Origin of the sequence: Chryseobacterium ureilyticum (assembly GCF_900156735.1) — a bacterium.
Classification (GTDB): Bacteria; Bacteroidota; Bacteroidia; order Flavobacteriales; family Weeksellaceae; genus Chryseobacterium; species Chryseobacterium ureilyticum.
This window is the reverse complement of the sequence record NZ_FTOL01000011.1, coordinates 66,756-80,684: the sequence shown is the minus strand read 5'-3', so window position 1 is coordinate 80,684 and position 13,929 is coordinate 66,756. Positions and strand designations below refer to the sequence as shown.

14 protein-coding genes are annotated in these 13,929 nt (G+C 35.0%); 6 read left to right on the top strand and 8 right to left on the bottom strand.

Going from position 1 to position 13,929, the window contains the following annotated elements; genetic code table 11:
* The 3 genes from BW983_RS21355 (at position 1) to pdeM (ending at position 3,894) form a co-directional block, all read left to right on the top strand.
* Entirely contained in the window at positions 1-2,433 is a 2,433-nt protein-coding gene (locus BW983_RS21355; RefSeq protein WP_076553812.1) for a ligase-associated DNA damage response DEXH box helicase, read from the top strand.
* Between the two features lie 176 nt (positions 2,434-2,609).
* A complete protein-coding gene (locus tag BW983_RS21350; RefSeq protein WP_139329336.1) occupies positions 2,610-3,212 on the top strand; it encodes a 2,3-bisphosphoglycerate-dependent phosphoglycerate mutase in 603 nt (200 codons plus the stop codon).
* 37 nt (positions 3,213-3,249) lie between these two features.
* Positions 3,250-3,894: a ligase-associated DNA damage response endonuclease PdeM gene (gene pdeM, locus BW983_RS21345; protein ID WP_076553810.1), complete on the top strand. Its 645-nt coding sequence runs from the start codon at positions 3,250-3,252 to the stop codon at positions 3,892-3,894.
* A gap of 87 nt (positions 3,895-3,981) precedes the next feature.
* On the opposite strand, the gene BW983_RS21340 is transcribed toward pdeM, so the two are convergent.
* Positions 3,982-4,935 carry a nitrilase family protein gene (locus BW983_RS21340; protein WP_076553809.1) on the bottom strand — a complete coding sequence of 318 codons (954 nt, stop codon included), beginning with the start codon at positions 4,933-4,935 and terminating at the stop codon, positions 3,982-3,984.
* 66 nt (positions 4,936-5,001) lie between these two features.
* On the bottom strand, positions 5,002-5,799 hold the full coding sequence (locus tag BW983_RS21335; protein WP_076553808.1) for a helix-turn-helix domain-containing protein: 798 nt from the start codon (positions 5,797-5,799) through the stop codon (positions 5,002-5,004).
* A gap of 186 nt (positions 5,800-5,985) precedes the next feature.
* Between BW983_RS21335 and BW983_RS21330 the strand changes: the two genes are divergently transcribed.
* Entirely contained in the window at positions 5,986-6,492 is a 507-nt protein-coding gene (locus tag BW983_RS21330) for a pyridoxamine 5'-phosphate oxidase family protein (RefSeq protein ID WP_076553807.1), read from the top strand.
* A gap of 130 nt (positions 6,493-6,622) precedes the next feature.
* Here BW983_RS21330 and BW983_RS21325 read toward each other — a convergent pair whose 3' ends face one another.
* Positions 6,623-7,507, bottom strand: coding sequence for a dihydrodipicolinate synthase family protein (locus tag BW983_RS21325; protein ID WP_076553806.1), 885 nt, complete (start codon positions 7,505-7,507; stop codon positions 6,623-6,625).
* A 125-nt stretch (positions 7,508-7,632) separates the two neighbouring features.
* Positions 7,633-8,088, bottom strand: a complete 456-nt coding sequence (locus BW983_RS21320) for a cupin domain-containing protein (protein ID WP_076553805.1) — start codon at positions 8,086-8,088, stop codon at positions 7,633-7,635.
* A 101-nt stretch (positions 8,089-8,189) separates the two neighbouring features.
* Here BW983_RS21320 and pdxR point away from each other — a divergent pair, with 101 nt between their 5' ends.
* Positions 8,190-9,623: a MocR-like pyridoxine biosynthesis transcription factor PdxR gene (gene pdxR / locus BW983_RS21315; protein WP_076553804.1), complete on the top strand. Its 1,434-nt coding sequence runs from the start codon at positions 8,190-8,192 to the stop codon at positions 9,621-9,623.
* Positions 9,624-9,777: 154 nt separating this feature from the next.
* On the opposite strand, the gene BW983_RS21310 is transcribed toward pdxR, so the two are convergent.
* Positions 9,778-10,914, bottom strand: a complete 1,137-nt coding sequence (locus tag BW983_RS21310; RefSeq protein WP_076553803.1) for an Atu1372/SO_1960 family protein — start codon at positions 10,912-10,914, stop codon at positions 9,778-9,780.
* A 158-nt stretch (positions 10,915-11,072) separates the two neighbouring features.
* On the opposite strand from BW983_RS21310, the gene BW983_RS21300 reads away from it, so the two are divergent.
* Complete coding sequence (locus tag BW983_RS21300; protein WP_076553801.1) at positions 11,073-11,876, top strand: AraC family transcriptional regulator; 804 nt, start codon at positions 11,073-11,075, stop codon at positions 11,874-11,876.
* A gap of 40 nt (positions 11,877-11,916) precedes the next feature.
* Here BW983_RS21300 and BW983_RS21295 read toward each other — a convergent pair whose 3' ends face one another.
* From BW983_RS21295 to BW983_RS21285, 3 genes are all read right to left on the bottom strand, one after another.
* Complete coding sequence (locus BW983_RS21295; RefSeq protein WP_076553847.1) at positions 11,917-12,417, bottom strand: CinA family protein; 501 nt, start codon at positions 12,415-12,417, stop codon at positions 11,917-11,919.
* Positions 12,418-12,606: 189 nt separating this feature from the next.
* Positions 12,607-13,221, bottom strand: coding sequence for a Crp/Fnr family transcriptional regulator (locus BW983_RS21290; RefSeq protein WP_228409057.1), 615 nt, complete (start codon positions 13,219-13,221; stop codon positions 12,607-12,609).
* Positions 13,222-13,261: 40 nt separating this feature from the next.
* On the bottom strand, positions 13,262-13,912 hold the full coding sequence (locus tag BW983_RS21285) for a Crp/Fnr family transcriptional regulator (protein ID WP_084184629.1): 651 nt from the start codon (positions 13,910-13,912) through the stop codon (positions 13,262-13,264).
* Between the last annotated feature and the right edge of the window lie 17 nt (positions 13,913-13,929).

Sequence of the window (13,929 nt, the reverse complement as noted above, 5' to 3'; positions counted from 1 at the left end):
ATGACTGCCTTTGAACATACCGACGGATTTACAATCATTCAGCAATGGATGAAAGATAAAGGAATGTCCCCTTTTAAATTTCAAACAGATACCTGGCGGAAGTTCGGAAGCGGATATAGCGGAATGGTTGTGGCTCCTACAGGTTTCGGGAAAACTTTTTCTGTTTTTCTGGCTTTAATTTCAGACTTCCTGAATCATCCTGAAAGTTATAAAAAAGGACTTAAAATGATCTGGATCACTCCCCTGCGGTCTTTGTCTAAAGATATTGCCAAGGCAATGCAGGAAGCGATGGATGAGATCGGGCTAGACTGGGTTGTAGGCGTAAGAAATGGAGATACCGATCCCAAAGTAAGACAACAGCAGATCAAAAAAATGCCGGAAATCCTTGTTGTAACCCCTGAAAGCTTACATTTACTTCTTGCTCAGAAAAATCATGAAACCTTTTTTAGTGGTTTAAAATGTATCGTTGTAGATGAGTGGCACGAGTTGCTCGGCTCAAAGCGGGGAGTCATGGTAGAACTGGCAATCTCACAGCTCCGAAAATATACTCCGAAGATGAAAATCTGGGGGATTACTGCTACTATTGGAAATCTGGATGAAGCAATGGAAGTATTAATTCCTTATGATATTAAAAAAGTAAAAATTACAGCAAAAGAACATAAAAAAATTGATATTATTCCCGTCATTCCCAATGAGGTTGAAATATTACCTTGGGCTGGACATCTGGGAAACAGACTTGCGGATCAGGTAGTTCCTATCATTCTTAATTCGAAATCAACAATTGTTTTTACCAATACGCGTAGCCAAAGTGAAATGTGGTATCAGCTACTTTTAGATGCACATCCTGATTTTGCAGGACAAATTGCCATTCATCACAGTTCTATTGATGCCCATTTACGAATCTGGATTGAAGAAAACCTAAGCTCAGGAAAGTTGAAAGCCGTTGTTTCTACATCTTCATTAGATTTGGGAATAGACTTTAAACCCGTTGATACCGTAATTCAGATCGGATCTGCAAAAGGTGTTGCCAGATTCCTTCAAAGAGCCGGACGTAGCGGACACTCCCCTTTTGAAACTTCAAAAATCTATTGCGTTCCCACTCATTCTTTAGAACTTATTGAAGTAGCTGCATTAAAAGAAGCTGTAAAACAAAAAGTAATAGAACCCAGAGAACCACAGGTCTTATGTTTCGATGTGCTGGTTCAGTTCCTGATGACTTTAGCAGTTGGAAACGGTTTTTATCCCGATGAAACCTATGAAAGAATCAAAAAAGTATATGCTTTCCGGGAAATGATAGACGAAGAATGGAAAAGCATTCTGGAATTTCTCACGATTGGCGGCAGTGTCTTAAAAAGCTATGAAGAATTCCATAAAATTGTCGTTTTAGAAGATGGGTTGTATAAAGTAACTTCACGAAAGATTGCCATGCTTCACCGTATGAATATGGGAGTCATTGTAAGCGATGCAATGCTGAAAGTTAAGTTCATTTCAGGCGGATATGTCGGAATGATTGAAGAATATTTTATTTCAAAACTTAAAAAAGAAGAAAAATTTATTTTGGCAGGACGAACCTTGGAGGTCGCGATGATCAAAGATATGACCGTTTATGTAAGAGCTGCAAAAGGAAAAGCTCTGGTTCCCAGCTATCTTGGAGGAAGATTACCCTTAAGTTCTGATTTGGGGCATTTTTTAAGGGAAAAACTCTCTCATGCTTTGAATCCTAAAGCTTCCGAAAAAGAACTGAAATTTTTACATCCGTTATTAATCAATCAGGAAATGAATTCCCACATTCCCAATGAAGATGAATTCTTAATAGAAATGATCAGAAACCGCGAAGGTTATCATCTTTTTATGTACCCTTTTGAAGGGCGTCTGGTTCATGAAGTAATGGCAGCATTGATTGCTTACCGGATTTCAAAACTGGCACCTATTTCTTTCTCCATGGCAATGAATGATTATGGTTTTGAACTTTTCAGTGATAAGGAAATCCCGTTGAATGAAGAAAACTTACAACAGATTTTAACCAGAGACAATCTCATGAACGACGTTATTGCAAGTATTAATTCCGCAGAAATGGCAAGAAGAAAATTCAGGGATATTGCTGTGATTTCAGGAATGGTAATTCAAAATTATGCAGGTAAACAACGTTCTAATAAATCATTACAGAGTTCCGCAGGATTGATTTTTAAAGTCCTGGAAGATTATGACCCTAATCATTTTCTAATCAGGCAGGCTTATACGGAAGTTTTTAATATCCAACTTCAGGAACAGCGTCTGGTAGAAGCCTTTAAAAGAATTGAAAAATCAACAGTCGTTTTAAAACATTCCCGTTCCTTTACTCCATTAAGTTTTCCAATCAAGGTAGACAGTCTCAGACAGACACTTTCCAGTGAAGGATTGGATGCAAGGATCAGAAGGATGCTGAAATTATAAATGAATAAAATAAACCTGAAATAACTTTTATAATAAGGTTTTTCATGAGTTTCAAACGTTTTTTTTAGTTTATTCTATCAATTAAAATTAAGATAAAAATCATCTGTTTCTTTTTTGATAAGTTTAAGAATAGCCGTACCTTAGAGTATCTTCTCTGAAGAGTAAAAAATTAAATGATGACAAAATTATTTTTAGTCCGACACGGGCAGTCACTCTGGAATCTTGAGAATAGATTTACAGGCTGGCAAGATATCGACATTACAGAAGTTGGCATTGAAGAAGCAAAAAAAGCAGGGATATCCTTAAAAAAAGAAAAGATAGACATTGCATTCACCTCAGTACTGATAAGAGCAAAGCATACCCTTTCCATTATCCTTGATGAAATAGGAAAACCTAATATTCCGGTTATTATGGATAAAGCTCTTAATGAACGTTCCTACGGAAATCTGGAAGGACTTAATAAAGCTGAAACAGCATTGAAATATGGTGATGAACAGGTTCATACATGGCGAAGATCTTATGACGTTGTTCCGCCTGGAGGAGAAAGCCTTAAAGATACTTATAACAGAGTTATTCCTTATTTTGAGAAAGAAATTGTTCCTTTCCTGAAAAAAGGTGAAAATGTTCTGATCGTAGCTCATGGAAACAGTCTTCGTTCATTAATCATGTATCTGGAACATCTTTCTCCTGAAGAAATTCTGGAAAGAGAAATAGCAACCGGAGTTCCGGTAACCTATACTTTTGATGAAAATTTTCATGTAAGCAGAGTGGAAAATTAATAACTAATCTTAAATTCAAAACTTTAAACCCTCTCCTGTGTTTATAGCTACAAAAGAAATCCTTATTCAAAATGAAACCTTTACGCTGACCAATCAACGGGCTGTATTTTGGAAAACCGAAAATGCGCTGATCCTTTCTGATCTTCATATTGGAAAAACAGCACATTTCCGTAAAAATGGTATTGCCATAGCCAATCATATCATGAAAAGCGATTTGGAAAGACTATCTGCGTTGATTGAATTTTTCCAGCCGAAAAAGTTCATTGTCGTGGGTGATCTGATTCATGCTGGTGATAATTCTGATGTGGATGAATTCTGCACATGGAGAAAGCAATATCCTGACCTGAAATTTCACCTTGTTGAAGGTAATCATGACCGTATTTCAGAAACTTTGGAACAGAAACTCTGTCTGGATTTTAAGGCTTCTTTGCTGGAAATAGGAGGATTTTCTTTTATCCATGATTTTGATAAAACCAAATCAGATTTTCAGATTACCGGACATATTCATCCTGGAATTATATTAAATTCTGCAGTTAAAAGTATCAGACTTCCCTGTTTTGCTATTAGTGACAACCAGTTGCTACTTCCTGCTTTTAGTGAATTTACAGGTTTGGATACAAAGAATTTACCTAAAAAAAGTAAGTTTTTTGTATTTACAGATGCTGAAATTTATGAGATTTGATTTACCTATCATACATAAGAATGCAGACAAAAAAATCTGCATTCTTAACATAACTACTTTACATTATTAAATTATTATTCTGATCGTTTAATTCTCTTTTTCATTCAACCATACTACTTTCTGTACCGAGGAATGCTCTTTTCCTATGATATCTTTGTAAAGTTCAGGTCTTCTTGCCTCTAAATATCGGTAGCCACCAGCCTGATTCAGCTTTTGAGGAGTAATAATAGCCGTTTCAAAACTATCCTCAAATGAGCGGCATTCTGCAATAATATCACCAAAAGGATCAATAATCATAGAACATCCATTCTTAAGCTGATCATCATCCATTCCTATAGGATTGGAAAAAACAATATAAGCACCATTGTCATAAGCTCTTGAGGGAAGCCATTTCATCAGCCAGTCTCTCCCTTTCATTCCATTAAACTCCAATCGTAAGGAAGTAGGATCCGATTCTCTGTTGTCCCAAAGCAGAGGATCTACAAAACCCGCTCCCGGTCTTGTTGAAGGAGTACACATCGTTACATGAGGCATAAAAATAATATCAGCCCCCAAAAGTTTGGTTGCTCTTACATTTTCTATAATATTGTTATCATAGCAGATCAGAATACCACATTTCCAGCCAAGGATTTCAAAAACACAATATTCATTACCAGGAATAAGATGAGGATTGATAAAAGGATGCAATTTTCTGTATTTTGCCTTCAATCCTGTTTTATCCACACATACATAAGCTTTGAAAAGGTTATTATTTTCATCCTTCTCAAAAAGTCCGGCAAGAATTGTAATCTTATATTCGGAAGCTATCTGTTGTAATCTTTTAATGCTTTCTCCGTCCGGAATAAGTTCAGCAATATCAAGAAGTTGATCCTTTGAAAGTTTTCGGGCAAAAGTATATCCCGTGATGGAACATTCATGAAAGGCAATAACATCAGAGCCGTTGGCAGCTGCCTGTTTAGCAAGTTTTTCTATGACGGATAGATTGTAATTTTTATCTCCGCTTCTATTTTCAAACTGTGCGGTTGAAATTTTAATATTCATTGATTTTTTTCAGCAAAACTAGACGGTATGGTTTCTGAAAAATTGTATAAAACCGACATATTTGCTTTACAGCTCAATGAAATTAACAGCGATTTTATTTTCCGTTTTTTGATATTGTTTAGGAGTAAGCCCGATATTATTCTTAAATTCTCTGATAAGATGTGACTGATCAGAATATCCCGCTTCATAAGAAAGTGTAGTTAGGTTTTTATCATCAATACCTTTATTCACAAGGCTTAAAAAGTAATGTAAACGGATAATATTTGCATATTTTTTAGGACGCATTCCCATATGATATTCAAACTTTCGTTCTAAATGACGTTCAGAATATCCGGTAAAATGTTGCAGATCCTTGGAAGATATTGCCCCCTTATTATTCAGAATATACTGTTGAGTAGCCGAAATAAGATGATGATCCATACTCGTTCTTTCTGATAAAAAATGGGTAAAAAAGATATTCAGGTCTTCAATAATACTTAAAGGATTTGTTTTATTAAACAGTTTTTCTTCAAATACTTCCATCTTATTCTTCAATACATCTTCTACGGAAATAATTTGATTACTCATTTCTTTCGCAGAAGTTTTCAGAAGGATATTCAAAAAATAAGGTTGAAAAACAACTGCGATTAGGGAAAACCTCCCTTTCGAAGAGAAGTCTTTATATCCATTTAAAGTGCCGTAAAAAAAAGAGATTGGCATCCGATCTTCCGAAACTTTGGAATACAGATTCATATCTCCGGATAAAATAAGCCCGGAACTTCCATCAGTGAAGAGCCTTAAATTTCTCATATCCTCTTCGGAGTTCTCCAAAAAGATATAATGTCTGATATAAGGAGCTAAATGCTTAGGAGGCGAAATCTGCATTCATCAAATGTACATAAAACTTATTTGTAGAAAAAGAAGGCTTCAAAATATCTTTTAGTTTTTAAGCTGAGATACCACATTTAATTTGCTTTTGGTCAGGTATTTGAATGATTTAATGCATATTATTCTCCATTTTGTTGAATATATATATTTAATCAAAATACCAACCACTTAAAATATTATGTCATGTCAACACAAAACCTTACCCATCTGGAAGCAATCAGGAAGATCAAAGAACTATCTGAAAAAGCAAAAATATGTATGTTCTGTACCGAATTGGAAACAGTTCCTGTTAATTCAAGACCTATGACTTTGCAGGAGACGGATGAAAATGGTAATCTTTGGTTTATCAGCAGTGGAACCAGTAACAAAAATTTTGAAATAAAGGAAGACCGGAGAGTACAGTTATTCTTCATGAACAACAGTGATGCTCAATATCTTTCGGTCTACGGGAAAGCTTCCGTTTATAAAGACAGAAAAACCATTGAAGAAAAATGGTCACCTTTGGTAAAAGCATGGTTTGATGGTAAAGATGATCCAAATGTTACAGTCATTCGCGTAGAACCACAGGAAACCTATTATTGGGACACAAAGGCGGGAAAACTTCTAAGTCTTTTCAGTTTTGTAACAGCTGCAATTACAGGACATAAAACCAATAATGCCGATGGTATAGAAGGAAATGCCATTATCTAAAGTTTTTTCCACGAATTAACGAATTTAATTATTACGTCATAAAGCCTATGTCGCCTTTAGTTTGTAAAAAGAAATTAAATTTACAAACTAAAAGTAGCATAGGCTTATATTTATCCGTGCATTAGTGGTACTAATTCTTTATTTCATTAAGAATCTTTCTGAATTCTTCAGATTCCTTATCAGTCAAAGGCTTTAAAGGTTTTCTTAAATGTCCGCTTTTCTCTCCTAAAATATCCAAGCCGGCTTTTACCGCTCTTGGTAATCCTTTCGCTACAATAAATTTTAATAACTCAACTTGTTTATAGAAAACATTCTGAGCTTCAGCAAGCTGATTATTCTCAATGGCTTTATAAAGATCAAGGTTCAATTCCGGGATAAGATTCGGAGCAGCTGTACACCAACCTCTTGCTCCTGCAGCAAATGCCGCAAGTGCTAATGGATTAGAGCCATTATAAAAAGCAACATCTTCACCCAATTCCTTTCTCAAAAAATGCATTCTCTGTACATCGCCGGTACTTTCCTTGATCATTGTGACATTAGGTATTTCAAGAAGTCTTTTCAATAGATTTGGAGACATATCTACTCCACCGGTTGCCGGATTATTGTATGCCATAATCGGGATTGAAATTTTCTTTGCTACAGCATCATAATGAGCCACGATTTCGTCATCCGTCAATTTCCAATAACTCATGGGAATGATCATTACTGCATCAGCACCTGCTTTTTCTGCAAATTGGGCATGATAAATAGTTCTTTCTGTAGTCAGGTTTGAAACGCCTATCAGCGTGGGAATTCTACCATTTACCTGTTGAATTGTGGCTTCTGTAACGGCTTCTTTTTCATCATCAGACAGATAAGGCATTACTCCGGCACTTCCCAAAGAAGCAATACCATGACTTCCTGTAACGACCAGTTTCTCAACCATACTTCTGAAAAGCGAAAGATCTATAGTATCATTTTCATCAAAAGGCGTGATCGGATACGCTATAATTCCTTTAAATGGAACATTTTTCATATTCTTATTTTAAAAATTAAAAGTTGTTGTAAAATATTTTTAAATAAATTATTAAGAGGTATTAAGTCTAATATGAAGGAACTAAATGATGTTTAAAACCTTAATACCTCTTAATGGCAGGAGGATTAAAGATCTCTTCCTTCTTCTTCTCTCAATGCAACTCCAAGATTCTGTAACTGAGGCGCATTCTCACAGGCAATATATTTGGCAGGCTCCGTATCACTTAAATTCTGATGCTTATGCCAAGCCCATGAAGGAATGTAAACAGCATCTCCTGCTTCCCAATGAACGCGCTCGCCTTCCACTTCTGTCCACCCCTTTCCTTCGATTACAAATAATACCGTTTCATAGGTATGGCGGTGTCTGTTGGTCTGTTGCCCTGGCAGCAAACCTCCAATAGTCATACTTACATTTTTACTGGGAAGATCTACAAAGAATACAGGATGTTTTCTTTCCGTTGAAAATTGATTGTGTTCCCCTGCATTTTCCACATTTTTATGAATTAAATGACTTGGTTTTACATACTTTGGTCTTGCAAACGTTTCGTGAAAGTCTTTTGAACTGAACTCTTTTTTGTCCATGATTTTAAAATTTTAAAGATTCTGTGCTTTATTGCATGACAAAATTATTTTATATTTGGACTGTTTAAATAACTCAGTTTTTACATAAATAAGTAGTCCAGATGCTTCGACCTTGGAAATTAGAATTTGAAATTGATAAAAAGCTTGATAAAGCAGTCTATTTACAGATTGCCGATACGATTATTACCGATATCCGTTCAGGAAGACTGAAGGCAGGAGATGCCCTTCCCGGAAGCCGAAATATGGCGACCATGCTGAAAATCAATAGAAATACGGTAGTGGAAGCCTATCAGGTATTGCTCAATGAAGAATGGGTGATTTCCAAAGAAAGAAAAGGAATTTTTGTGTCAGAGAAAATTCCGGTTCTGCATTCGAAAGGAATGAATAGAACTTCAGATGCCCCAAATATGCAGGTAATAACAGACAGAATGATCATCAATTTTGATGACGGACATCCGGATAGTAAAATTGCCCCTGTTACCGAATTGGCAAGAGCTTACCGGCAAATATTTGGTATAAAAGCTAAATGGCAAATGATGGGTTATGGCGATGAGCACGGAGATATTGAATTCCGTAAAACAATTTCCCAAATGCTGAACCATCAACGTGGCATGCAGATCAATGAAAGCGAAATATCAATCACCAGAGGTAGCCAGATGGGAATGTTTCTTACAGCACAAAGTCTTTTAACTTCAGGAGATTGTGTTATTGTAGAAGATCCGGGATATCAACCGGCATGGCAAGCTTTTGAATACACGGGAGCAACATTATTACCGGTCTCTGTAGATGAAGAAGGCATTGATGTTCAATCTGTAGAAAATCTGTTGATTCATCATAAAAATATAAAAGCAATATACATCACTCCTCATCGTCAATATCCTACAACGGTTACATTAAGTTTGTCAAGACGTTTAAAACTGATAGAACTATCCAATCAATATAATATCACCATTATCGAAGATGATTATGACAATGAATTTCACTTCGGCTATCGCCCTATTCTCCCTTTATCGAGCTTTCCTGAGCTTAATAATTATGTTTATATAGGGACATTGAGCAAAGTGGTGGCACCTGCTTTAAGAATTGGCTATCTGGCTACTAAAAATCAGGATCTCTTGAAGAAAATCGGTGATTTGAGAAAGATTATTGATGTGCATGGAGATGTTATTATGGAACAGGCAGTTCTCCAGTTGATCAAAGAAGGAGCTGTAAAAAAGCATATCAGGAAAGCTACAGTTCATTACAAAAATAAGAGAGATTTTGTATACAACCTTTTGACTAAACACTTGAAAAATGTTGCGAATTTTACTTTACCGGAAGGAGGATTAGCATTTTGGATAGTCCCTAAAACAGCATTGGATTGGGATCTGGTGACACAACTGTTATCAGAAAAAAACATAAGAATCATTCATCCGAAGCAATACAGCAGAAATTCGGTTAATGGATTTAGATTAAGCTATGGTTCCCTCGGAGAAGAACAATTGGAGCAAAGTATAAAAGTTCTTTCCGAAATTTTGACAAAGCTTTCTAAATAATGATTGAAACGATTTTAAACAAAGATGTCATAAAAAATTCGTGCATTCGTGGCGAAAAAAACACGCCACGAATGCACGAATAAAATTTATATTATTACTTATTACAGATTACTTTAAACATAATTATCTATAAAATCTGCGAGAGTAATAAATACTACTCCACTTCAAAAACAGCCTGAATTTCAACAGATGAATTTACAGGTATAGAGGATGCTCCAAACGTAGCTCTTGCATGCTTTCCTTTTTCTCCAAAAACATCAGCTGTTAAATCAGATGCAACATTCATTAAATCTGCATGTTTTATATAATCATCCTTTGTATTGAAAATTCCTGTAAGCTGTACACATTGTTTTACTCTGCTTAAATCTCCGCCTACCGCTTCATTTAATACAGAAAGAACATTCAGCATCGTAACTTTTGTAGCATCTTTTACCTGTTGTTCCGTCACATCTACTCCTAATTTTCCAGCATTAAAGATCTTCCCGTCTTTTAAGGCAACCTGATTGATGAATACAAGATTTCCGGAACGTACAAATGGCTGATAATTTCCGGCTGGTTTAGGAACCTGAGGAAGCACAATATTTTTTTGCTTTAAGATTTCACTGAAATTTTGGTGGTTTTCAACGATTGGACTATTTTTTTTAGGATGGGTATCCTTTAAAGCTAAAGCAATCTTTGCAAAATTTTTCCCTTGAAGTTCCGCCAAATGTCTTTCTCCTTTTGTGGGTCTATCAACATCTTTTAAAGAAGCCATACTCGTGATTCCCAACACGGTATTTCCCTGTGGTATAGCTTTATTCAACTCTTCAGTTCCACGGATTCCATTGGAAACCAGTACCATTCCATGTACGGCAAGACTATTCCAGAATGCCTGTAGAGCAAGTTCTTTTCCTGCTCCGCTTCCTGCTGACATAAAAACTGTTGCCGGAACACCCTCAAGAGCATGATTAGTCCAAAGTTGTACCGTTTTGGATAAAAATTCACTCATTCCCGTACTTATATTCCCGAAATAAACAGGTGATCCAAAAGCAATTCCGTCATAATTTGTCAGCTCTTCCACGGTGGCTACGGGAAGGCTTTTCAGACTGGGATTTTGTGATGCTTTAACTAGTTTAATAGCTGAAACAGCATTGTTTTCACTTTCAATTCCCTTTGCAATTTCTTTGGCAAGTTCGTAAGTTCCACCATTATCCGAATGGATAAGAACTAGTATTTTAGCTTTATTTTGAGCCATAATGTTGCTGGTGTTAAATAATAAAATTAAGATAAAAAAAAGACATAATTTTCTCATTCTGAATAAAATATAGTTTTAATATTATTGTTCGCTTTTTAATGTAAATGTACCCCTTAGTAAGATCATTCTTCTTCAAACCAATGTACATGAAATCACATTTGTTTTGATAATACAAAATTAGTATTGGCGTTTTTATTAAATTTGCCAAAAAACACATGCAGAACGACAAATTAAAATGTGGCTTATTTGAAAAATCCGAAAGCCAGTTTGTAGATACCATAGAAAAGGAAGCTTATGTATGGTGTGAAAAAGACTGGAGACATGACACCTATGAGCATGTTCATGACCGGGCTCAGTTAACTTTTGTAGAAGAAGGTTACCAGTATTTTCATATTGATCAGAAGATTTATCTTGTTCCACAGCATCATGTGATTTGGATTCCGTCAAAAAAAGCACATAAAATTACTTCTGAAGCAAAAACAGTGAACTTAATGGTATTTTTATTCAAATCTGTTTTTGAAGATGATTTTTATAATAATGTACAGGTTTTTGCAGCTCCTCCAGTGCTTAAAGAAATGTTATTTTATGCTTCGAAATGGAACCAGTCATTATTGGAAAATGAAGAACAGGACATATTTTTCAGAGCTATTTTAAAAAGTCTTCCCAATTTATACAAAGAAAGTAACGGACTGGAAATTCCTGTCCCTATGGATACCAGACTGATCCCTGTTTGCAATGATATCAATGCCAATTTTAAATACAATCTGGATATTGATTCACTCGCAGAAAAAGCAACGATGTCAGTAAGAAGTCTCCAGAGGATTTTTAAAAACGAAACAGGAATTACCCTTCAGAAATATCTTCAGCTGACCAGAATTTTGAAAAGTATAGAACTGATAGATACCCAGCATTATACTTTAAGTGAGATCGCTTATAAAGTAGGTTATCAGAGTCTTTCTGCATTTACAAATGCTTATTTTGCCGTGATGAAAGCTAAACCTAAAATTTATAAAAATTAAATGGTAATTTTCGGAATATTAGCAGTGAAATGCATTGGATTTATTTTAAAATCAATAGCCTATTGATCTCACTCTTAAAACAACCCAAAATAAACTCTGTATAATAGAGCTGGGCATTTAGTGCTTGAGTTTTGGGGTGAAGTTCCAGTTTCTTTGTGAGAACAATTTCTCCTTTGTATGAAAAAGAGAAATAGGCAAAAATTTTATAGGAAGAATTCCTGATCGGTGTGCAGTAACCAGTAGTTGCTATAGACCAGTCTGATTCGAAAAGTGAGGCAACATTCAATGCCATTGTTTCCGCTATGTTCTCTGAGACACAATCACATTCTTCAGCTTCCTGTTTGTCTACTTTTAGTAACCTTATTTTTTCGGGTAAAGTATAAGTAGTGATGCCTCCTTTATAAAATAATGAAGCGTTCGACATCTGTGAAAAAGCCAATTGTAAACATCCTGAAGTAACGCTTTCTGCAATGGAAATAGTTTCATCTGTAGCCATTAAAGATTGGCTTATATATTCGATAAGATTTTTTTGAAATTCCATAATATTAATATTTAGTGATTGTATTGCAGCCATGGTTAATTTAGACGGCAATGTTTTTTAAACCTCAATTTCAACAATTAATTTTGCCTGTCTATTATTAAGATTTTAAATGTCTGTACTGAAATTGAATTAATCAAAAGTACATGAGAATACATTATTTTTTTATGACCTGAATCATGTTGGCAAATATTAATATAAAATTTTTCTTTCTTTAAATGCTATACTTCCCTCTTTTTCCATCTTTTTTAAGGCTCTGATCACCGTTTCTACACGCAATCCTACAAGATTGGCAATCTGCTGCCTCGTGAATTCTATAGGAAAACAATGCGTACAGTCACCATCATGGTAACTTTTAAGATAATCAAGCACGCCTTTTAAACGCTGAATAGGATTTTCTGACGCCATACTCTGCATCATTTTTAGCTTGTAAAATATTTCCTGAGAAAAGCAGGTGTTCATTTCCAGTGAAAGTTTTGGGTTTTTACGGATCATTTCCATAAAATTGTCCTTTGTAATCCTTATAATTTCAGATTCTTCCAGACAAATAGCATTCATTGGATAATATTGATTGAGGAAAAGTAATGCATCACCAAAACTTTGGTTTTTTCCTAGAATATTGTGAATAAACTCTTTACCTTCTTCACTGTAATTATTAAGTTTTACCTTTCCTTTTGCGATCTGAAAAAAATAAACCACATGATCTCCTTCTTTAAAAACTGATTCCTTTTTTTTATAAATTTTATTTTCTGCACCGAAAGAGTACAAAAGATCTTTATCAATATTCATGCAGCTTATTGTTTTCATAATGTCGAATAAATTTTAATTAAAAATCGTAAAATTTATGCTAATATAAAATTTTACGATTTTCAATTCTAACAATTTTATCTTTTTCCATATGCTTTATGGTCCTTATTGCAGTTTCTACACAAAGACCGGTAAGGCTTGCCATCTGCTGTCTTGTTAAAGGGATCATAAAAGAATAAGGGCTTTCATCCTCCTGAAAACTTTTAAGATAATCCATTAAACCTTTTAGTCTGATTGTTGGGTTTTGTGATGAAATATTCAGCATCATAACAAACTTATAATAAAGCCTTTGGGATAGAAAGCTGCTAACTTCCAAACATAATCTAGGATTCTGATTCAGTAATTTGAAAAAGGCTGTTTTATGAAGACGCAGAACATTACATTCTGTCATTGCCTCTGCATTCATAGGATAAGGTCTTTCTATAAAAAGAATAGATTCTCCACAGCTTTGCCCTTCCGAAAGAATATTCTGTATAAACTCTTTACCCTCTTCATTATAATTGTTGAGTTTCACCTCTCCTGTTATAATCTGATAATAATAATTGGGGGTATCACCCTCACAGAAAATAGTTTCTGTAGGTTTATAATCTTTTATTTCCGCTCCCGCTGAAAGTAAAATGTTTTCGTCAATAACCATAATAGCTTTTTTGATGTTGTTTTCTTCTTCCTTTCTTCTTAGTAAAAATATCATTGGGAACTGATAATTAT